The sequence below is a fragment of the Limosilactobacillus pontis DSM 8475 genome (assembly GCF_001435345.1).
Classification (GTDB): Bacteria; Bacillota; Bacilli; order Lactobacillales; family Lactobacillaceae; genus Limosilactobacillus; species Limosilactobacillus pontis.
Genome location: NZ_AZGO01000065.1, coordinates 55,556 through 77,499 on the forward strand (window position 1 = coordinate 55,556; position 21,944 = coordinate 77,499).

The following is a 21,944-nucleotide window of genomic DNA, read 5'->3' on the forward strand; positions in this document are numbered from 1 at the left end:
CCTCCAAAAAATACTCTATCTTATTAATACTATCATACTCACCGGAAATAGCTAATTAAATAAACCAGATTCATAAAAAAATACGCCAATCTTTAAAATAACCTTTTCACAAGCACTTTTTAGTCATTTTTTCGGTAAAAAGTATATGAAAGCGCTTGTTTTGTCTCGAAAAACAGTTATACTAGAAAATGTAAGTAGGCAACCGCTTACATGATGTTAATTGGATTTGGGAAGGGATGTTTTATAATGGCCAATGCTGTTGACTTTGCAAAGATTAAAGCCGATGAAGGCGCTGCATACGCAAAGCCTGTTCAAATTCTTGATAATGATGGGAACGTCGTTAACAAGGAATTAATGGCTAATTTCACTGATGACCAATTAGTAGACTTAATGAAGAAAATGGTTTGGGAACGTGCACTGCACGAACAAACGATGAGCTTCTCTCAACAAGGTCGTTTAGGCTTCTATGCTCCAACCTGGGGTGAGGAGGCTTCCGAAATGGGTACGGCATCAGCATTCAAGAAGCAGGACTTCCTTTGCCCTGCATACCGTGACATACCACAATTGATTCAACACGGTGCTACTGTTGCTCAAATGTACCTGTGGTCCAAGGGTCACCTCAAGGGTAACCTGTTCGAAGCTCGTGCTCTTCGTCCACAAATTATCATTGGTGCCCAAATGGTTGAAATGGCCGGTGCCGCTCTTGGTATCAAGAAGAACGGTGAAAAGGATGCCGTTGCTTATGCCTACACTGGTGAAGGTGGTTCTTCACAGGGTGACACCTACGAAGGGATGAACTTCGCTGGTGCATTCCAAGCACCTGCCGTATTCATTATTCAAAACAATGGTTGGGCAATTTCTTACCCAAGTAAGCTTCAAACCGAAGCACAAACTATTGCTCAAAAGGGTGTTGCTGCTGGTATTCCAGGCGTTCAAGTTGACGGGATGGATGTACTGGCATGTTACGAAGTTGCCAAGGAAGCACGTGAATTCGCTGCTGCCGGTAACGGCCCAGTTCTGATTGAAACCTTAACTTACCGGTTCGGTGCCCACAGTTCTGCTGGTGATGACCCTAGTCGGTACCGTACCAAGGAAGAAGAAAAGCCTTGGTTCGACAAGGACCCACTGATTCGGCTTCGTAAGTACTTAACTAAGAAGGGCCTCTGGTCTGAAGACGAAGAAAAGAAGTACGCCGATGAATGCAAGGACGACTTCAAGAAGGCTATCAAGGAAGCTGACTCTGTTGAACCAGAAAAGGTTTCTGACATGCTGAAGCGGACCTTCGAAGTACCAACCCCAGATATTAAGGAACAAATCAAAGAGTACGAAGCAAAGGAGTCGAAGTAATCATGGCTAAAAAGACATATATCAAAGCTATTACTGAAGGTATTGACATTGCTTTGGCTGAAGATCCAAAGACCTTGGTCTTCGGTGAAGATGTTGGTAAAAACGGTGGTGTCTTCCGTGCTACTAATGGCTTACAAACGAAGTACGGCAAGGATCGTGTATTCAGTACCCCACTTGCTGAATCAGGTATTTTAGGGATGTCAATTGGTCTGGCTGCTACTGGCTGGCGTCCAGTTCCAGAAATTCAGTTCATGGGCTTCACCTTTGAAGCAATGGACTCCATTGCCGGACAGATGTCTCGTGTACGTTTCCAATACAACGGTACCAAGAACATGCCAATCACCATCCGGACTCCTTACGGTGGTGGTACCCACACTGCTGAGCTCCACGGGGACGACCTTGAAAACTTCTTCGTTGGTATCCCAGGGCTGCGGGTTGTTACCCCAAGTTCCGCTTACGATGCCAAAGGTCTGGTAATTTCCGCTATTGAAAACAACGACCCAGTGCTCTTCCTTGAAAACCTTCGTCTCTACCGTTCAGTTAAGGGTGAAGTTCCTGATGACAAGTACACTGTTCCGTTGGACAAGGCTAATGTTGTTCAAGAAGGGAACGACATTACGATCGTTACCTACGGTGGGATGGTTCCAGAAGCTGTTAAGGCTGCTAAGAAGCTGGCTAAGGACAACATCTCTGCTGAAGTTATCGACCTTCGTTCACTCTACCCACTTGACACTGACACCATCTTCGAATCTGTAAAGAAGACGCACCATGTTGTTGTCGTTCAAGAATCACAAAAGATGGCCGGTGTTGGTGCCCAAGTTGCTTCCGCAATTTCCGAAGGTGCCATCATGTACCTGGATGCACCAATCACCCGGGTTGCCGCACCTAACTCTGTCTACCCATTCCCAATGGCAGAAGACGTATGGCTTCCACGTGCTAAGGAAATTGAAGACGCAGCTCGTCAAGTAGTTAACTATTAATCACAGCCAACCGCTACGATTAATTAGAAAGGAAGTTAAATAAATATGGCTTACAAATTCAGACTACCTGAAATGGGTGAAGGCCTTACCGAAGGTGACATCGCTTCATTCCTGGTTAAGGAAGGCGACCAGATCAAGGCCGACGATCCATTAGTAGAAATTCAAACCGATAAATCAACCACCCAATTGGTATCACCAGTTGACGGGACCGTTACTAAGCTGGATGCTAAGGAAGACGATCACGTTGAAAAGGGTGATGACCTGGTTGAAATCGATGACGGCAAGGACGGTGTAAGCACCAACGTTGAAGCCGAGGATGATGACGACGATGCTGGTGATGATGCTGCTGATGAGGCACCAGCTGAGGAAGAATCTGCTGCGCCAGCCGAGAGTGCTGCTCCAGCAAAGCCAGCTGAAGGTGCCAAGGGTGGCGTTGCACCACTGGCTGAACCAAACAAGCTGGTTATGGCCATGCCATCAGTTCGTCAATACGCTCGTGATAAGGGCGTTGACATCTCCTTGGTACAGCCAAGTGGTAACCACGGTCAAGTACTGAAGGAAGACATTGACAACTTCAACGGCGCTGCTGCTAGTGCTCCAGCTGCCGGCGAGGCACCAGCTGCAGCCGCCGCTCCAAAGGCTGGTAACACGATCAAGCCTTACACCGGTGCTGGTGAGGATGCTGAAACTCGTGAACCACTGTCCAAGATGCGTCAAATCATTGCTAAGAACATGCGTGAGTCTGCCGACATCAGTCCAATGGTTACGGTCTTCGCTAACGCTGAAGTATCCAAGATCATGGCTAACCGGAAGAAGTACAAGTCAGTTGCTGCTGACCAGGGTATTCACTTGACCTTCCTGCCTTACGTTGTTAAGGCCCTCATTGCCATGATGAAGAAGTACCCAGAATTCAACAGTTCAATTGATGACAGCACTCAAGAATTAGTTCAAAAGCACTACTACAACATTGGTATTGCTACTAGCACTGATCACGGGCTGTATAACCCGAACATCAAGAATGCTGACTCTAAGAGCATGTTTGAAATTGCTAAGGAAATCTCCGACAACGCACAAGCTGCTGAAGACAACAAGCTTAGTCCGGAGAGTATGGCACACGGCTGCATCACCATCTCCAACATTGGCTCCATGCGTGGTGGCTGGTTCACACCAATCATCAACCAACCAGAAGTTGCTATTCTCGGGATGGGTACCATTGCTACCGAACCAGTTGTCAATGCTGAAGGTGAAATTGTTGTTGGCCATAACATGAAGTTATCACTGACCGTTGATCACCGTCTGATTGATGGTGCCTTAGCTACTGAAGCTTTGAACTATCTGAAGAAGCTCCTTGAAGATCCTGAATTGTTAATGATGGAGGGCTAATTAAATATGGCTGATGTTGAACAAAAAGATACGGTTATTGTCGGAGGGGGCCCTGGTGGCTACGTTGCCGCTATCCGTGCCTCTGAATTAGGACAAAAGGTTACCCTGATCGAAAAGGGTACAGGTGAGCCTAACCATACTGGTTTGGGTGGTGTCTGCCTGAATGTTGGTTGTGTACCTTCTAAGGCTTTGATTGCTGCTGGTCACCGGCTTCGTGAAGCTCGTGATGCCTCGACCTACGGAATTTCCAAGACCGACGCAACAATTGACTTTAAGAAGACCCAAGACTGGAAGCAACATAAGGTTGTTGACCGGATGACCCGTGGTGTCAAGATGCTGCTCAAGAAGCACAAGGTTGAGATTATCGACGGGGTTGCCATGATGGACAACGATCACCAGCTCCGGGTTCTGAAGTCTGGTTCAAAGCAATTCATGGGTTTTGACGGTGGTAAGAAGATTACCTGGAAGAACCTGATTTTGGCAACTGGTTCACGTCCAGTTGAAATTCCTAACTTCAAGTTTGAAGGTCGGGTTATTGACTCTACGGGTGGCTTAGGCCTGAAGGAAGTTCCAAAGGAATTAGTTGTCATCGGTGGTGGTTACATCGGGACCGAATTGGCTGGTGCTTACGCTGATCTCGGTTCACACGTAACGATCATTGAAGGTACTGACAGTATCCTTGGTGGCTTTGACAAGGATATGGTAAAGGTCGTTGTCAAGAACCTGAAGAAGAAGGGGATTGACATTATCACCAAAGCCATGGCCAAGAACTCTACCCAAGATGATTCTTCTGTCACGGTTACCTACGAAGTTGATGGCAAGGAAAACAGTATCAAGGCAGATTACTGCATGGTTTCTGTTGGTCGGAAGCCAAACACCGATAACTTTGCCCTCGACATGACGAGTGTTAAGCTCAACGATCACCATCAAGTGATCGTTGATAAGCAGGGTCGGACCAACGTACCAGGTATCTGGGCAATTGGTGATATTGTTCCAGGTCCTGCCTTAGCCCACAAGGCCTTCTTTGAAGGTAAGACTGCTGCTGGAGCGATTGCCGGTAAGAACACCGCCAATGACTGGGTAGGGGTACCTGCCGTCTGCTTCGCTGACCCTGAATTGGCCCAAGTCGGCATGACTGCTGACGAAACCAAGGAGAAGGGGATCGAGGTTGCCACCGCTAAGTTCCCATTTGCCGGGAACGCACGTGCGGTATCACTTGACCAACCTGATGGGTTTGTCCGGTTCACCTACACCAAGGACAAGAAGAATGTTGTTGGTGCTGAGGTTGTTGGGCCAGAAGCAAGTACGCTGGCCGGTGAATTGTCATTAATTGTCAACTGTGGCATGAATGTTGAGGATGTTTCCTTAACCATTCACCCGCACCCAACCCTTAATGAACCAATTCAAGAAGCTGCTGACGTTGCAATGGGCTTCCCAACCCACATTTAATTAAGTTACTAACATCTTAATCAAATCCAAAGTACGTTGTCATAATCGACAACGTATTTTTGGTTTAAAGGTTATAATAGGGATAAAGTACTGAAGAGGAGTGGTCATATGCAAAGCCAAAATTACTCTTACCCATTGAACCCCAGTTGGTCAACTACCGAGATGGAGACCGTGATCGCGATGCTCCGGGCCGTTGAGGATGCCTACGAGGTCGGGATCAATCGTGAAGAACTGTTGAAACGTTACCGTTCCTTCAAAGAGGTCGTTAATTCCAAGGCTGAGGAGAAGCAGATCGGTCGTGACTTTGAACGTGAATCCGGCTACGTCCTCTACCGGGCCGTCAAGGCGGCTCAGGAGGGTGATACTAAGCGGATCAAGATGGCGGGGGAGCGCTGATGCTGGAAGGGATTGACTTACAAGTGCAAAGAATGCTGCGTCGAGTTAACCGTCAGACCCTCCGGCACCTGGATGGCTCCTACCAGGTAGCTACCAAGAGCAGCTATAGCGACCTGGTGACCACGATCGACCGGCAGAATGAACAGGAGATTGACCGTCAGCTCCGGGTGATTGATCCTGGCTGCCGGATTTTGAGTGAGGAGGGCTTTGGTGACCGCCGGGTTGACGACCTGGATGGTCATGTCTGGATCGTCGACCCCCTGGACGGCACCCTCAACTTTGTTAAACAGCATGATCACTTCGGCATCATGTTGGCCCTCTACGTTGACGGACGGCCGACCCTGGCCTACATCATGGATGCGGTCAACCAGGACCTCTATCATGGCGGTAACGGCGGGGGTGTTTTCAAGAACGACCGCCGGCTGACACGGCCGGCTGACGTTGGTCTCCATGATATCTTGGTTGCCATCAGCTCCTCACTGGTCCTAGATGACGTGGCCCACCTGACCCGGGTGGCCCGTCAGGCGAGTGGCCTTAGGATGTATGGCAGTGCGGCGATGGAGATGATCGGCGTGTTGACCGGTGAATTGGGAGCATACGTTTCACGCCTGAAGCCATGGGACCTGGCCCCGGGACGAGTCTTGGCAGAAGAATTAGGATTGAGCGTTAAATCAATTGACGATGATGGAATAAGTGTGCTATCATCTAATCTTGTATTAGTAGCAACGAAGCGCGCGGGTCAGGATATTCTGGATCGCACCGATTAGTTGTCGAAGCTGTGACCGGTTTGTCACAGTTTTTTTATGAAATCAGTCGCTAACCAGTGTATACTGGTTAAGATGAACAGATTGAAACGAAAGGAAGAATTACGCTTTGAAAACTCGTGAGGACATTCGTAACATTGCGATCATTGCCCACGTTGACCACGGTAAGACGACCCTGGTTAACGAAATGTTGAAGCAGTCAGATACTTTACCGGAACACTTCAGCATCCAAGACCGGGCCATGGATACCAACGCCATTGAACGGGAGCGTGGGATCACCATCCTGTCCAAGAACACGGCCGTTAAGTACGGCAAGTACCAGATTAATATCCTGGATACCCCGGGACACGCCGATTTCGGTGGTGAAGTTGAACGGGTTATGAAGATGGTTGATGGGGTATTGCTGGTTGTCGATGCCTTTGAAGGGACCATGCCACAGACCCGCTTCGTGCTGAAGAAGGCCTTGGAACAGCACCTGACCCCAATCGTGGTCATCAACAAGGTTGACCGGAAGGGTGCTCGTCCGGAAGAAGTTGTCGACGAAGTATTGGACCTCTTCATTGAACTGGGTGCTGACGAAGACCAACTGGACTTCCCAGTGGTTTACACCTCAGCCATGAACGGGACTTCCAGTTACGATTCTGATATTTCAACTCAGGAACACACGATGAAGCCACTGTTCGACACCATCATCAAGACCATTCCGGCCCCAGTTGACAACTCCGACGAACCGCTCCAGTTCCAAGTTGCCATCCTGGATTACAATGACTTTGTCGGCCGGATCGGGATTGGTCGGGTTTTCCGTGGTAAGATCAAGGTCGGCGACAACGTTACCCTGATGAAGTTAGACGGGACCAAGAAGAACTTCCGGGTTACCAAGCTGTTCGGTTTCTTCGGTCTGAAGCGGTTGGAAATTAAGGAAGCCAAGGCTGGTGACCTGATTGCCGTTTCCGGGATGGAAGACATCAACGTCGGTGAGACGGTTACCGACCCAGACCACCCAGAAGCCCTGACCCCACTGCGGATTGATCCACCGACGCTGCGGATGACTTTCCGGACCAACGATTCACCGTTTGCCGGCCGGGAAGGTAAGTTTGTGACGGCCCGTCAGCTGGAAGACCGCCTGAAGCGTGAGATGCAGACCGATGTTTCCCTTAAGGTTGACGACACGGATGATCCAGGTGCCTGGACTGTTTCCGGTCGTGGTGAACTCCACCTGTCCATCCTGATCGAGACCCTGCGGCGTGAAGGCTACGAACTGTCCGTATCACGGCCAGAAGTTATCTACCGTGAAATCGACGGGACGATGTGTGAACCATTCGAAGAGGTTCAGATTGACACCCCTGATGAATACACCGGGGCCGTGATCGACGGTCTCTCCAAGCGTAAGGGTGAGATGAAGAACATGGAGCCTGGTGAAAACGGCCAGACCCGGTTAATCTTCCTTGCACCATCACGTGGTTTGATCGGTTACTCCACCGAGTTCATGACCCAGACCCGTGGTTACGGGATCATGAGCCACACCTTCGAGAAGTACGCTCCAGTAATCAAGAACTGGAACCCAGGTCGGCAAAAGGGTACCCTGGTTTCCATGAACGCTGGTAAGGCCACGACTTATGCCATGATGGGGATTGAAAGTCGTGGGCAGCTTCTGATCGACCCAGGTACGGAGGTCTACGAAGGAATGATCGTTGGTGAAAACAGCCGTGAAAATGACATCACGGTTAATATCACCAAGGGTAAGAACCTGACCAACGTCCGGGCAGCCGGTTCTGATGAGATGGCCCACATCAAGACGCCAACCCACTTCTCCCTTGAGGAATCACTCGAATTCCTGAACGAAGATGAGTACTGTGAGGTTACGCCTGAAAACATCCGCCTGCGTAAGAAGATCCTGAACACGAATGCTCGTGAAAAGGAAGCCAAGCGCCGTCGTGCGGCTTCACGCAAGTAATCAATTTTAAGAAAACCCGAAAGGTGCTGTGATGCCTTTCGGGTTTTTGCTATTATAATGCTATAATGAAAAGGATACTTTTAGTTGGAGCAGGTGTAACTTCGTGAAAAAGATAAAGCTGCGGCCCCGTCATGGACTGGCCACAATTAAACAAAACTTTCATTTTTGGGACTATTACTTGATGGTTCCCTACCTTGTTCTGTGCCTGATCGGGATCGTGATGGTCTATTCATCAAGCGCGGCAATTCAGATGCAAAATGGGGGCACGCCCCAGGCCTACCTGATCAAGCAGACCATCTATGTCATCCTGGGGGTCCTCGTCCTCCTGTTCTGTGCCAACTACCCCCTTGAACACTACCGGCACCGTCGCTTCCTCGAATATTCGACCGTCGGCATGGGTTTCTTGCTAGCGGTAGTCCTGTTGATTGGGAAAGCGGTCAACGGCGCCAAGGGGTGGCTGAATCTGGGGCCGATCAATATCCAGCCGGTGGAGTTCTGTAAACTCTACTTTATTCTCTACCTGGCCGACCGGATGGCCCGCGCACGGCAGCAGGGGAAACACTTCCTGCTTTCCAAGTCATCGCGGGGACCACTGATTCTTGCCGCGGGTTACCTGATCTTGATTCTTGTTCAGCCTGACACGGGGGGCTTTGCGATCAACGCCTGCATCATCGCCGTGATGATTCTCGCCTGTGACATCCGTTGGGGGAAGGCCATCACCGCAGTGATTGGTTTTCCACTGCTGGTTTACTTTGGCCTGCAACTGGCCATCATCAACGGGTGGCTGCATGGTGGCTACCGGATTCAGCGATTCATCGCCTTCATGAACCCGTTTGGTAACGCCAGCGGGTCCGGGAGTCAACTGGTCAATTCCTACTACGCCATCAGTAACGGTGGTATTTTTGGCGTCGGGTTGGGAAACAGTGTCCAGAAGATGGGGTATCTGCCAGAGCCCAACACCGATTTTATCATGGCGATCACCAGCGAGGAGCTCGGCCTGGTCGGTGTGACGGTCATTTTGGTTCTCCTCTTGGTCCTGATCTGCCGGATGATCCAGCTGGGGGTCAAGAGCCAGTCATTGTACCAAAGCCTGATCTGCTATGGGTCCGCCACCTTCTTCACGATTGAAACCTTCTTTAACATCGGTGGGGTCCTGGGCCTGCTGCCGATTACTGGGGTGACCTTCCCTTTCATCAGTTATGGGGGATCCAGTATGCTGGTCCTCTCGGCAACGGTGGGGATCATCATGAACATCAGTATTCGCCAGAATAAGGCCCAGTTGGAAATCGGCGAACCATTTTTACCAACAGATTAGTAAGGATATGATAGGATGTTTAAATTAACTGCGCGGCGGGCCCTAGTGGTGTACGTCAATGGCAACCGGGTCGTACGGGCCCTTCGCCATTACGGGCTGGTCCGTTACGTTTCCCGACGAATGCATTACGTGATTCTATACGTTGATCAAGATCAGATCGACACGGTAAAGGACAAGGTCAAACACCTGCGGGCGGTTCGGCGAGTGGAGGAATCAGTCCGCCCCGACCTCGACCCAACCCTGACCGACCTGGAGATGACTGGACTATACAAACTACATGATGAGGATGATAAGCAATGAGAGTAGTATCTGGTGAGTTTCGCGGCCGGAAGCTAAGTGCCGTACCCGGCATGGCGACCCGGCCCACGACCGATAAGGTGAAGGAAGCCCTCTTCAACATCATCGGGCCATACTTCGATGGTGGACAAAGTCTGGACCTGTTTGCCGGTAGCGGGGGACTCAGTATTGAAGGGGTCTCCCGCGGCATCGATCACGCTGTCCTGATTGATCGGCAGTACCAGGCGATCAAGACGATTCGCCACAACGTTGAAGTGACTAAGCACCCTGAGCGATTCTCAATTTATAAGATGGATGCTCGTAAGGCGCTAGGAATGCTCGGTAAGCACCAGGCTAGGTTTGATCTGGTTTATCTGGACCCGCCATATGCTAAGCAGCAGATCTTGAAGGATCTTGATCAGATGGTGGCAGACAACCTGCTCAACGATGGGGCGGTGATCGTTGCCGAGACCAACCAGGCGGCGGACCTGCCGACCACCGACCGACCGAACTTTACGTTTATTCGCCGGCAGACATATGGTATAACGGTACTGACCATTTACCGTTTTCGAAAGGAGTAGTTTTTTATGAAAGTTGCTGTATTTCCCGGGACCTTTGACCCGCTAACCCTGGGTCATTTGGACCTGATCAAGCGGGGGAGCGCCCTTTTTGATCAACTGGCTGTTGCTGTGATGACCAATAACAGCAAGAAACCGTTGTTTACGGTTGAGGAACGGGTTGACCAGATTAAGGAGGCCGTGGCTGGACTAGACAACGTTTCCGTAATTACGGCGTCTGGGTTAACTGTTGACCTGATGAACCGGATCGGGGCCGACTACCTGATGCGGGGGTTGCGAAACAATACCGATTTCCAGTATGAACGCGATATCGCCGCCATGAACAACTTTTTAGATGACCAGTGCGAGACGATTTTCTTCCTGGCCAAGCCGGAGTATCAGCACCTATCGAGTAGTCTGCTGAAGGAGGTTACCTCCAATGGTGGTGACATCTCCGCCTACCTGCCGGCCAATATCAATGCGGCCCTGAAGAAGCGACTGGAAGAACGGCAATTGATGCGGGTAAAGGCACAGAATGAAAAGACAAGATAAACAGGTCCTCCGCTGGATTGGGGTTGTCCTTGCGCTGATCCTCTTTTTGGGCTGGTTTCTCCTCTGGCCGCTGAATTCCTACGTTGAGGCGCCGGGGACCGCTACCAACCTACGCTCCTTTGTCCGGGTCAAAGACCACCCGGATTTGGGGAAGGGAAGCTTTATGATCACCTCGGTGGCGCTCCAGCGTGCCCACCCGGCGACCTATCTCGTTGCCAAGGCGGTCCCATACCTGTCCATTGAGAAGGCGGCGGACGTCACGGGGGGACAGAGTGGGGCGACCTTTGACCGGGTTCAGCATTTCTACATGCAGAGCTCGATCAACGAGGCCATCGCGGTGGCCTTTCAGGCGGCCCACCAGCCGGTTTCCCGAAAGTATTTGGGGATTTATGTTCTCCAGGTGGAACCGAACTCTAAGTTCAAGCGGGTGATTAAGGTGGGGGATACCATCACGAAGGTTGATGGTCGTCACTTCAACACCGCCCAGGGATTTCAGAAGTACATTGGTAAGCAAAAGATCGGCTCCCCGCTGACGGTAACCTATGAGCGCACTGGTCGTCAGCACCAGGCGACTCGTCGGCTGGTACGGCTAACCGCCCGCCGAGCCGGGATTGGGATCCTGTTGACCAATAATATGAAGGTTAAGACTAGGGTGCCAGTGAAGGTCGATCCGGGACAGCTGGGCGGTCCGTCCGGTGGGCTGATGTTTACCCTGCAGATCTATGAACAGATCAGCGGACACGACCTCCAGCGGGGCCGCAAGATTGCTGGCACCGGGACGATTGCCCCGGACGGCAGTGTTGGTGAGATCGGTGGGATCGACAAGAAGGTCATTGCCGCGCACCGGGCCGGTGCCACTATTTTTCTGGCGCCGTACATCAAACCCACCAAGCTGGTTCTGAAGTACGAGGACGGCCACCAGACCAACTACCAGCTGGCCAAGAAGACGGCTAAACGATATGCACCGGGAATGAAGGTCGTTCCGGTGACCTCCTTTAAGCAGGCGGTCCACTACCTAGAACAGAAGTAAACGAATATTTAGGGCAGCGATTGTGGTCGCTGCCTTTTAATATCGGGGTATTAATAATTTTAAATAAATTGTTAAGCGTTTAGCAATTCGCTAAGGAGGAGAAATTATGTTAGCCCCAAAGGAACATAAAAAATGTACAAGAGTGGTAAAAACTGGGTCGTAGTAACCCTGTCCACCGCAGCATTGGCCTTAGGTGCCTCTGTCGTTAATGCAAACGCAGACGCCACTACGCCTGTTACAAGTAGTACTGATGTCCCGGTTACTGAATCCGTCAACAGCAGTTCTGCCGTTATGAGTTCATCTTCGACGCCAATTAAGTCTAACGCTGCACAGACCGCAACGACTTCCCAGTCAAGTGCTGATAACGTTCAATCGTCCGACGCCCCAAAGACGGCAACCCCGGTAACAAAACAAGGCAACACCACAACGGCACCTGCTGCCAAAACTACCGACAGCCAACCAGCTGACCACCACCAGGCACAGCTTAACCCAGTAAGCAGCGCAGCTAAGGATGCTGAGCAGCGGTCCACGCACTTAACAGACAAGGCAGCCACGGTAGTTAAGAATGCTGGTATTGCCCCGAACAGCCTGACTTCTCAACAGGTCAAGGAACTGAATAAGGTCAACTTCTCGAAGTCAGCCAAGACCGGTACACAAATGACCTACAATGACTTCAAGAAGATTGCTAACACGCTGATCAAGCAAGATGGCCGTTACGCAATTCCATTCTTTAACGCTAAGCAAATTCAGAATATGCCGGCCGCTCACACTCGCGATGCCCAGACCGGTGAGGTTACTGACCTGGATATTTGGGACTCATGGCCAGTTCAGGATACCAAGACCGGCTATGTCTCAAATTGGAATGGGTACCAATTAGTTATCGGAATGATGGGGGAACCAAACGTCAACGATAATCATATTTACCTGTTGTACAACAAGTATGGGGACAACAACCTAGCCAACTGGAAGAACGCTGGTCCGATCTTTGGTTATAACGCTAATGCGGTTCGTCAGGAATGGTCTGGTTCTGCAACCGTAAACCCAGACGGGTCCATTCAATTGTTCTATACACGCGTTGACACAAGTGATAACTACACCAACCACCAGAAGTTGGCGAGTGCAACGATCTACCTTGATCATGATGATAAGACCGGAACGGTTTCAATTAATCATGTGGCCAATGATCACGTCATCTTTGAAGGGGATGGCTACTACTACCAGACCTACAAACAATGGCGTGCCACTAACAATGGAGCCGACAACATTGCAATGCGTGATGCTCATATTATTGAAGATAATGACGGCAACCGTTACCTGGTATTTGAGGCCAGCACGGGACTTGAAAATTACCAGGGCTTGAGTCAGCTTTATAATTGGCAAAACTACGGAGGCAGCGATAAGTTTAACGTTAATAACTTCTTCCACCTGCTGTCTAATAACGATATGCGGAGCCGTGCAAGTTGGGCCAATGCCGCTATTGGTATTCTGAAGCTTAATAATGACATTAAGAATCCACAGGTAAGTGAGCTCTACACGCCATTGCTTACGGCACCGATGGTTAGCGATGAGATTGAACGGCCGGATGTTGTTAAGTTAGGAGACAAGTACTATCTCTTTGCGGCAACGCGGTTGAATCGTGGTAGTAATGATGATGCTTGGAATGCTGCCAACAAGGCTGTTGGGGACAACGTTGTCATGGTTGGTTACGTCTCCGATAAGCTGACGGGTGGTTACAAGCCTCTGAACGACTCCAGTGTTGTTTTGACGACGTCAGTTCCAGCAAACTGGCGGACCGCTACCTATTCCTACTATGCAATCCCAGTTGAAGGACACCCTAACCAGGTCCTGATCACTTCCTACATCACCAACCGGAATGAGGTTGCTGGTAAGAATATGAACTCAACCTGGGCTCCAAGCTTCCTGGTTCAGATTAACCCTGATAACACCACGATGGTTCTCGCACGGATGACTAACCAGGGTGATTGGATCTGGGACAACACCAGTGAGAATGACAACATGGCGGGCGTTCTTGACAAGAATACTGCTAATAGTGCAGCCCTGCCTGGTGAGTGGGGCAAGCCAATCGACTGGAACCTGGTCGGCGGCGACGATTTGATCCCTCATAACCCGGGTGAGCCAGACACACCTAACGTTCCTAATGTTCCGAATACGCCAGACACACCAAACACGCCTAACGTTCCTGATATCCCGAATACGCCAAATACACCAAATACTCCGGACACACCAAATGTCCCGAATACACCAAACACGCCGCGTGAACCACAGACGTCTAACAAGACCGAAACTAGGTTACCACAAACCGGCAACCATAATGGTCAAGTAGCAATGGGCCTTGGTTTCGCATCCCTGTTGGCAATGTTTGGCCTGGTGGGTGCTAATAAGCGTCGTTACTAAATCTAAATAGAACGAAAAATACTCCTGTAATTACGCAGGGGTATTTTTTTTCGTGCCGAATTAACAACTTGCCGTATTTAATATATGGGAGGGGAGTTTAATGGAACGCTTGAAGGAAATTTGGGAGACCTATCGTTATCAACTGTTGATCCTGATAGCGGTCTTGGGATTGGTTATGGCATGGTTGGTAAAGCGACCAGCAGCCGAACCCGCGCAGCCGGATCAGACCCTGGCGATAAGCACGACAGCCAGCAGCATGACGAAAGCACCGTCCACAACCAGCAGCCAGATCTGTGTTGACGTTAAGGGGGCCGTCAAGCATCCGGGAATCTATAAGCTGAAGAATGGTGCCCGGGTAAACGAGGCGGTTGCGGCCGCGGGCGGCATCATCAATAGCGCCGATATGAAACAGGTCAACCTGGCTAAGCAGCTGAATGACGCTGAGGTGGTCTATGTCCCGGTAAACGGGGAGACGATGCCGGGGATAAGTACTGTCGGTGCTAGTAGCGGGGACGCGACAGCCGGCAGTGGGAGTCAGACGGCTACGGTCAACATTAACACGGCGACCAAGGAGCAGCTTTGTCAGATTACCGGGATCGGTGACAAGAAGGCCGACCTGATCTTGCAATATCGGCAGCAGCACGGTCAATTCAAGTCGGTTGATGAATTGAAACAGGTCAGTGGCTTTGGTGACAAGTCGGTGGAGAAAATCAGGGACCAGTTGGCGGTCTAGTTTTGGTTTGAGTGGATTTTTGCTATACTATATCAGACAAAGGAGTGATGAAAAGATGGTAAGAAAGCGAATTGACTGGGACCAGTACTTCATGATCCAAGCTGCCCTGCTGGCCTCACGCAGCACCTGTAACCGGCTCTCGGTCGGGGCAGTGTTGGTCCGTGATAAGCGGATCATTGCCGGTGGCTATAATGGATCAGTATCCGGTGACGACCATTGCATCGACGCAGGCTGCTACCTACGGGATGGTCACTGTGTCCGGACGATCCATGCCGAGATGAATGCCATCCTTCAGTGTGCCAAGTTTGGCATCTCGATGGACGGGGCCAGTCTGTACGTGACTGATTTTCCGTGCCTCCAGTGCACGAAGAGCCTCCTGCAGGCCGGTATTAAGGAGATCAACTATATTCGCAACTACCATAATGACGATTACGCCATGAAGCTGATTAAGCTTAAAGACATCCACCTTCACCAAATCAAGCTTGACGATAATATCTTAGATGAGGTTCGCTTAGGCCAGTACATTCAGCCTGAGCAGTAGGACAATTCATCATTACTGGATATTTCCAGCCCTAATCGTGGGGGCGGTGACCGTCACCATGCTGGGCCCGCAGCCGTTCTTTTGGTTGTTTGTTGCCTACCTCCTGCTCCGCGTCTGCTATCTCCGCCGGCCAGTGGTCCTAGCGACCTGCTGTCTGAGCCTAGTAGTGGCGATCGGTGGCTGTTTGCTCTATCAACACCAGATCAGCCGGCGGACCGTTGTCGATCGTCACCCGGTCACTCAGCTGGTCAGGGTTCGCCCTGATGACGTCCAGGTTCACGATGGTTTTGTGACGGCGATCGGGACCGATACCCAATCACGAGTTCGTGAAGCCCTGATCTTTAGTGTTCGTGATTCCCATTTACTTGACCAATACAGGCGGCTCGATCGGCCAGCCAATTGGCGGGTGAATGGGATGGTTCAGCCGGTGATGCCAGCTACCAACGAGAATGAATTTGCCCTTCGGCGATACTATCAGCAGCGACGGGTCTACAATCAGGTGAAGCTTGACCAGCCCCCGACGATCATGCCACTGACGGGATGGGGGCTGTGTGATCAGTGCCACTGCTGGCGTTGGCAGTTGGGGCACCACTTTGCGGGGATGCCCATGCCGCTAGCCAGTTATTGCCAGCAATTGATCATCGGTCAGAGTGATCCATACAACGCGTCGGCAATGGCAAACGTCAAACGACTCGGGATTATTCATCTTTTCTGTATCTCAGGAATGCACGTGGTCCTGTTAGTAGCTATCCTGCGCTGGCTGGGAGTGTACCTGTGGCTAGACCGGGAGCTGGTTGATGTCCTGTTGATTGTGGCGTTGCCATTTTACCTGGTCATCGCGGGTGGGGCACCGAGTCTGATTCGAGCGGTGATCATGGCCGAGACCGGCCTATTCCGCAGTGCCTTACGACTGGATCGGCTCGACGGTTGGGCGGTGAGCCTGCTCGTCGGGACTGCCTGGGAACCGGCCGTCCTACTCAGCCTGGGCGGCCAGCTAAGTTATCTCCTGTCGTTTTTGCTACAGGTGATGGACCGGCAGCTGCCGGCCCTGCGGCAGACCTTCCTATTGAGTATAGCCAGTCTGCCAGCGATTCTGAGCTACGTCTTTGAGTTTCACTGGCTCAGTCTGGTGCTTAGTTACCCGATGATTCCCCTGTTTTCCCTGGTCCTCTTTCCCCTGGTTCTGATCAGTGCCGGAACCTATTGGGCTCTACCCGTATTCGGTAACCTGGTCAACCAGGTTCTGTTGACCTTTCAGCGGCTGATTGAGTTTGCAGCCCACCTACCAGGGGAGGTCGTCTTCGGTAAGCCACCACTTTGGCTAGCGGTGGTGCTATTTCTACTGACCCTTTGGACAATTAGTGACTACCGACAAGTCCGGCGGTGGGTACTCTTGGGGCTTGCTTACTTAGCCTGTTTTATGGTGATTCACTTTCCACTCAACGGTGAGGTTGCCTTCGTTGATATTGGTCAGGGAGACTGCATTATCATTCGTGAGCCGCTGAATCGCCGGGTAATGATGATTGATACCGGGGGTAAGCTGAACTTTGGCCACCGGCAGCAGGCACCGGGGTGTGACGTGGCTACCCGGACCAGTATTAATTATCTGAAGAGTCGGGGTATCGACCATATTGATACCATTTACCTTAGTCACCGGGATGCCGATCACATTGGCTACCTGCCGACGGTCCTACAGGCGATGCGGGTCAAACGGGTTGCGGTACCGGCGGGGGTGGAGAAGCAACCCGTCCTGACCCGTAAGGTGGGAGGCGTAAACCAGCCCCAGGTTATTTCGGTTATGGACCAGCACCCCAGCATTGATCCGGGGCTCAGGATCCTTCATCCGTTTGCCCCTGGTGAGGCGAAGAATGAAGATTCGATGGTGCTGACTGGATGCTTTGGTGGTCGGCAATTTGTCTTCACTGGCGACCTGGATCGGGCCGGGGAATGTGCAGTCCTCGACCGCTATCCGCAGTTACACGCCGATGTACTGAAGCTTGGCCACCATGGTAGTCGGACGGCGAGCGATGACCGCTTTCTGGATCAGCTGCACCCGCAGTGGGGAATTATCTCGGCGGGGCGGTTCAACCGCTACCATCATCCCAATGATGAGGTTGTAGCCAGCTTGCGGCAACGGCAGATTAAGATCCTATCAACCCAGCAGTACGGGATGATCAGGTACGTATATGCACAGCAACATGGTCGTTTTCAGACCACTCTTGAAGGAGGAGAACTTAAGTGGACATTACCGAACTGTCTCAACAACTAAAGAAGGCGAGCCCGGCGCCAATTTATCTGGTACTGGGAACCCAGCAAGCCTTACAACAACAGGCCCTTGATCTGTTTTTAACCCTGATTCCGGAGAGCGAACGGGTGATGAACGTTGGGCGTTACGACATGGAGACAACGCCGGTGGCTACGGCGCTAGACGACGCGATGTCTGCGCCCTTCTTCGGGGAACGTCGGTTGGTCGTAATCAATAAGCCTTATTTTCTGACTGGTGAGAAGAAGCGGGGGAAGATCGACCATGACCTCGACTCGTTTAAACGCTATCTGGCCCAGCCCGAGATGACCACCACCCTAGTTATTCTGGCCCCCTATGAGAAACTGGACGGCCGTAAGGGAATCGTTAAGACCCTCAAGAGGGCAGCGGTTACCATCAGCGCGGCCCCGTTAAACGAGCAGCAGGCCCGTCAACAGGTGGTGGGACGACTGATGGGTGCGGGTTTTCAGATTGACCAGGCGGCGGTCGATGAGCTGGTGCGGCGGACCAACGCTGACTACGGATTGATGATTGCCAACTTGGCCAAACTCAAGCTCCTTGCGTATCAGGATAAGCATATCACACAGGCACAGGTGGCGGCTCTGGTGCCACAGTCGCTTGACGAGAACGTCTTCGACCTGGTGACGGCTGTCCTCCGTCATGACCAGGTGCAGGCTCTCGACCTCTATCACCAGCTGCTGGCCGGTCAGCAGCAACCATTACGGATCAATGCGGTCCTGGTGGGTCAGTTTCGGTTGTTGATTCAGCTGAAGGTGCTAAGTCGGCGGGGCCTCAGTCAGGGGAACCTGGCCATGCAGTTGAACGTGCACCCGTACCGGGTTAAGCTGGGACTGCAGACCGCCCGTCGTTTCTCCCTGCTGGCCCTGGAAAATGCTTATCTCGGTCTGATCCGGATCGAGCGGGCACTCAAGACGACCCAGCGTGATCCGGCACTGCTGTTTCAATTATTCATGCTCCAATATGCCCACCAGGCTAAGGTGGCCAATTAACAAATCGGCACTGCGATGACGATATCACAGTGCCGATTTATCGTTTAAAACAAAAACAGGCGATCAAAACGATCGCCTGTTACCGTTACCGGTCATTACTTGTTGTAACGAGCTGATAAACGTGACTTGTCACGTGCTGCCTTGTTGGCCTTGATAAGACCCTTGGAGTGTGCACGGTCAATTGCTGAGATGGCATCCTTGTATAACTTTTCAAGGTCATCTTCACCAGCAAGCTTTGCCTTATCGAACTTCTTGATAGCAGTCCGCATGTGGCTCAATTGTGAAGCGTTCTTGACTTCGGCCTTAGCGCTGGTTTTAACACGCTTGATTGCTGACTTAATAATTGGCATGAGTTTCACCTCCGTTACCCGGTTATTCAGTTGACCAGAATTTTCAACGTTTTTATTATACAAAAGACTGGCGGCCAATGCAATAGTTTCGCCGGCATTCAACCTGGATTTTGTTGGACCCTTGCAAGTGGGGGAATAATCGGTTATAGTGTTAAAGGTTAATTAACCAACTGCCTCTTCTCAGTTTAGCGATCCTCACCGACGCTATACCTAGAACTAGGCGTATCAAATTATTTGAAAGGTGGGAAAATAGCATGGCTATTTCAAAAGAACGTAAGGATCAAATTATCAAGCAATTCGCAACGCATGAAGGTGACACTGGTTCTACCCAGGTTCAAGTTGCTGTCTTAACCGCTGACATCAACGAATTAAACGAGCACCTTCGTACTCACAAGCACGATTACCACTCACAACGTGGTCTGATGAAGAAGATTGGTCACCGTCGTAACCTCTTGGCTTACCTTCGGCGGACTGACCTTCCTGCTTACCGTGAATTGATCAAGAAATTGGGTCTTCGTCGTTAATACCATTGCCATTGTGCGTCTCGGCTCCATTGGGGTCGGGACGTTTTTTATTGCGTTTAGTTCCAATGATAACTTTGATTGTGGTAAGATATGAATAGCTAATCATGAACGAAATTAAAAATCTTGCCGTTGAGCTTAGACGGTAAGCAGTTCAAAATTAAATAAAAGGAGATTACTCAATGAGTAACAGCATTAAGATTATTCCGTTTGGCGGGGTCCGCGAAAACGGTAAGAATATGTACGCAGTTGAAGTTGGTAAGCAGATCTTCATTCTGGATTGTGGGCTGAAGTACCCCGAAAATGAACTGATGGGGATTGACGTGGTGATTCCGGATTGGGAATACCTTCGCGAACACAAGGATCAAGTCGTCGGGGTCTTCCTGACGCACGGCCATGCCGACTCGATCGGGGCCTTACCGTACTTTCTGATGGACTTCAACGTCCCGGTCTTCGGTAGTGAGATGACGATTGCCCTGGCTAAGCTGGCGGTGAAGGGTCACAAGGAGGTTAAGAAGTTCAACGACTTCCACGTTGTCGACGCCGCCACCACGATCGACTTCAATGACGTCACGGTCTCGTTCTTCCAGACCACCCACACGATTCCTGAGACGCTGGGCGTGGTGATCGAGACTAGTGATGGCAACATCGTCTACACCGGCGACTTCAAGTTTGACCAAACGGCCACCCAGGGTTACCAAACGGACCTGGCGCGGCTGGCCGAGATCGGTTCGCAAGGCGTACTGGCCCTGTTAAGTGACTCGGCGGGGGCTGGTATCACTGGCATCTCAGCCCGGGAAAAGGATATTGGTGAATACATCAAGGAAACCTTCAAGTACCAAAACGGCCGGATTATCGTGGCCAGTGTCGCTTCCAACATCATGCGGGTTCAGCAGATCATCAACGCTGCCGTAGCGGTTGATCGTAAGTTGGTTCTGTCTGGTAAGGACATCGAGCAGATCATTAATACGGCGATGAGCCTAGGTAAGCTAAAGTTGCCGAAGGGACTCTTGATTAGCATGAAAGAGGCCGATAAGCTGGAGCCAAATCAGGTCATCATCCTGGAGACCGGGAAGATGGGCGAGCCAATCAAATCCCTTCAGCAGATTGCCAGTGGTGCCAATCCGAAGCTCCACCTGACCGATACCGACCTGGTCTTTGTCACGACCACTCCTTCTTATGCTCAGGAGACGGAGGTTCAAAAGACCAAGGACATGATCTACCGGACCGGGGCCGAGGTCAAGTTCATCTCGGACGATCTCAACCCTTCTGGCCATGCCAACCAGAATGACGAGCAACTGATGCTCAACTTCATGAAGCCCCAGTACTTCATCCCCATCCAGGGTGAGTACCGGCTCTTGGACCGTCACGCCCAGCTGGCCGAGGAGGTTGGTATTCCAGCTGACCACATCTTCATTGCCAGCAAGGGGGATGTCCTTACCTATAAGAATGGTGAGTTCCACGTCGGCGACCATATCGACGTCAGCAACACGATGATCGACGGTACCGGGATCGGTGACATTGGCAACATCGTCCTCCGTGATCGGCGGGTTCTGTCTGAGGACGGGATCTTCGTCGTGGTCGCCACCATCGATCGGAAAAAGAAGAAGATCGTTGCCCGACCGCAGATCACATCTCGGGGGTTCGTCTTTGTCAAGACTAACCGTCAACTGATGAAGCAGAGTGCCGACCTGGTTGAGAAGGTCGTTCAGGAGAACCTCGACCAGAAGGAGTTCGACTGGAGCCACCTCAAGCAGGACGTTCGCGAGAAATTGAACCGCTTCCTCTTTGATCAGACCAAGCGTCACCCGGTTATCCTGCCGGTGATCATGGAGATCAACCAGCACGCTAAGCGCAAGAACAAGGGCAATAACAATGGCGAGGCCAAGAAGCAGGGTAATGGTCAGGGCCAAAAGGAAAAGAAACAGGGCCATCACCGCAATGGTCGTGGCCGTAAACATGAGAAGCAGGTTGCCAAGGCCAAGCAATAAGACAATCAAAGAGAGGCTGGAAAATAAGTCTCTCGGCGCCCTGTACGGCTAGCCTATTGGCTTCCCGTAACTGCATTGTAATATTCGGAAAACTAATTGTGGCTGGTGAGAAAACAA

General features: G+C 51.1%; 20 protein-coding genes. 19 read left to right on the forward strand and 1 reads right to left on the reverse strand.

Features of this window, described 5'->3' with window-relative positions; genetic code table 11:
* Positions 1 to 246: 246 nt before the first annotated feature.
* The 17 genes from pdhA (at position 247) to holA (ending at position 18,965) form a co-directional block, all read left to right on the forward strand.
* A complete protein-coding gene (gene pdhA / locus FD34_RS07210) occupies positions 247 to 1,347 on the forward strand; it encodes a pyruvate dehydrogenase (acetyl-transferring) E1 component subunit alpha (RefSeq protein WP_057808158.1) in 1,101 nt (366 codons plus the stop codon).
* Positions 1,348 to 1,349: 2 nt separating this feature from the next.
* Positions 1,350 to 2,327, forward strand: a complete 978-nt coding sequence (locus FD34_RS07215; protein WP_057808159.1) for an alpha-ketoacid dehydrogenase subunit beta — start codon at positions 1,350 to 1,352, stop codon at positions 2,325 to 2,327.
* Positions 2,328 to 2,372: 45 nt separating this feature from the next.
* Positions 2,373 to 3,710 (forward strand): 2-oxo acid dehydrogenase subunit E2, encoded by a 1,338-nt coding sequence (locus tag FD34_RS07220; protein WP_057808160.1) that lies wholly within the window; start codon positions 2,373 to 2,375, stop codon positions 3,708 to 3,710.
* Positions 3,711 to 3,716: 6 nt separating this feature from the next.
* Positions 3,717 to 5,159, forward strand: a complete 1,443-nt coding sequence (gene lpdA, locus FD34_RS07225) for a dihydrolipoyl dehydrogenase (RefSeq protein ID WP_057808161.1) — start codon at positions 3,717 to 3,719, stop codon at positions 5,157 to 5,159.
* Positions 5,160 to 5,267: 108 nt separating this feature from the next.
* A complete protein-coding gene (locus FD34_RS07230) occupies positions 5,268 to 5,555 on the forward strand; it encodes a UPF0223 family protein (protein ID WP_057808162.1) in 288 nt (95 codons plus the stop codon).
* Positions 5,555 to 6,322, forward strand: a complete 768-nt coding sequence (locus FD34_RS07235) for an inositol monophosphatase family protein (RefSeq protein WP_057808163.1) — start codon at positions 5,555 to 5,557, stop codon at positions 6,320 to 6,322. Before FD34_RS07230 ends, FD34_RS07235 begins: the two co-directional genes overlap by 1 nt.
* Positions 6,323 to 6,428: 106 nt before the next feature.
* Entirely contained in the window at positions 6,429 to 8,273 is a 1,845-nt protein-coding gene (gene typA / locus FD34_RS07240) for a translational GTPase TypA (protein ID WP_057808164.1), read from the forward strand.
* Between the two features lie 103 nt (positions 8,274 to 8,376).
* Entirely contained in the window at positions 8,377 to 9,588 is a 1,212-nt protein-coding gene (locus tag FD34_RS07245) for an FtsW/RodA/SpoVE family cell cycle protein (protein ID WP_057808165.1), read from the forward strand.
* A 15-nt stretch (positions 9,589 to 9,603) separates the two neighbouring features.
* A complete protein-coding gene (locus tag FD34_RS07250; RefSeq protein WP_057808166.1) occupies positions 9,604 to 9,888 on the forward strand; it encodes a YlbG family protein in 285 nt (94 codons plus the stop codon).
* Positions 9,885 to 10,445, forward strand: coding sequence for a 16S rRNA (guanine(966)-N(2))-methyltransferase RsmD (gene rsmD / locus FD34_RS07255; protein WP_057808167.1), 561 nt, complete (start codon positions 9,885 to 9,887; stop codon positions 10,443 to 10,445). The genes FD34_RS07250 and rsmD overlap by 4 nt, the downstream gene beginning before the upstream one ends.
* Before the next feature lie 6 nt (positions 10,446 to 10,451).
* Positions 10,452 to 10,973, forward strand: coding sequence for a pantetheine-phosphate adenylyltransferase (coaD, locus tag FD34_RS07260; protein WP_057808168.1), 522 nt, complete (start codon positions 10,452 to 10,454; stop codon positions 10,971 to 10,973).
* Positions 10,957 to 12,003: a SepM family pheromone-processing serine protease gene (locus FD34_RS07265; RefSeq protein WP_057808169.1), complete on the forward strand. Its 1,047-nt coding sequence runs from the start codon at positions 10,957 to 10,959 to the stop codon at positions 12,001 to 12,003. The genes coaD and FD34_RS07265 overlap by 17 nt, the downstream gene beginning before the upstream one ends.
* Before the next feature lie 132 nt (positions 12,004 to 12,135).
* Positions 12,136 to 14,418, forward strand: a complete 2,283-nt coding sequence (locus FD34_RS07270; protein ID WP_083479929.1) for a glycoside hydrolase family 68 protein — start codon at positions 12,136 to 12,138, stop codon at positions 14,416 to 14,418.
* Positions 14,419 to 14,518: 100 nt separating this feature from the next.
* A complete protein-coding gene (locus FD34_RS07275; protein WP_057808170.1) occupies positions 14,519 to 15,151 on the forward strand; it encodes a helix-hairpin-helix domain-containing protein in 633 nt (210 codons plus the stop codon).
* Between the two features lie 55 nt (positions 15,152 to 15,206).
* Positions 15,207 to 15,692: a ComE operon protein 2 gene (locus tag FD34_RS07280; RefSeq protein ID WP_057808171.1), complete on the forward strand. Its 486-nt coding sequence runs from the start codon at positions 15,207 to 15,209 to the stop codon at positions 15,690 to 15,692.
* A 37-nt stretch (positions 15,693 to 15,729) separates the two neighbouring features.
* Positions 15,730 to 17,961 carry a DNA internalization-related competence protein ComEC/Rec2 gene (locus FD34_RS07285; protein WP_235806012.1) on the forward strand — a complete coding sequence of 744 codons (2,232 nt, stop codon included), beginning with the start codon at positions 15,730 to 15,732 and terminating at the stop codon, positions 17,959 to 17,961.
* On the forward strand, positions 17,931 to 18,965 hold the full coding sequence (gene holA / locus FD34_RS07290; protein WP_057808173.1) for a DNA polymerase III subunit delta: 1,035 nt from the start codon (positions 17,931 to 17,933) through the stop codon (positions 18,963 to 18,965). Before FD34_RS07285 ends, holA begins: the two co-directional genes overlap by 31 nt.
* Before the next feature lie 95 nt (positions 18,966 to 19,060).
* Here the strand turns inward: holA and rpsT are convergent, their stop codons facing one another.
* A complete protein-coding gene (rpsT, locus tag FD34_RS07295) occupies positions 19,061 to 19,315 on the reverse strand; it encodes a 30S ribosomal protein S20 (RefSeq protein ID WP_057808174.1) in 255 nt (84 codons plus the stop codon).
* Positions 19,316 to 19,569: 254 nt separating this feature from the next.
* On the opposite strand from rpsT, the gene rpsO reads away from it, so the two are divergent.
* Together rpsO and FD34_RS07305 are read left to right on the forward strand one after the other, a co-directional pair.
* Entirely contained in the window at positions 19,570 to 19,839 is a 270-nt protein-coding gene (gene rpsO / locus FD34_RS07300; RefSeq protein ID WP_057808175.1) for a 30S ribosomal protein S15, read from the forward strand.
* A gap of 179 nt (positions 19,840 to 20,018) precedes the next feature.
* Complete coding sequence (locus FD34_RS07305; protein ID WP_057808176.1) at positions 20,019 to 21,827, forward strand: ribonuclease J; 1,809 nt, start codon at positions 20,019 to 20,021, stop codon at positions 21,825 to 21,827.
* The last annotated feature ends 117 nt before the right edge of the window (positions 21,828 to 21,944 follow it).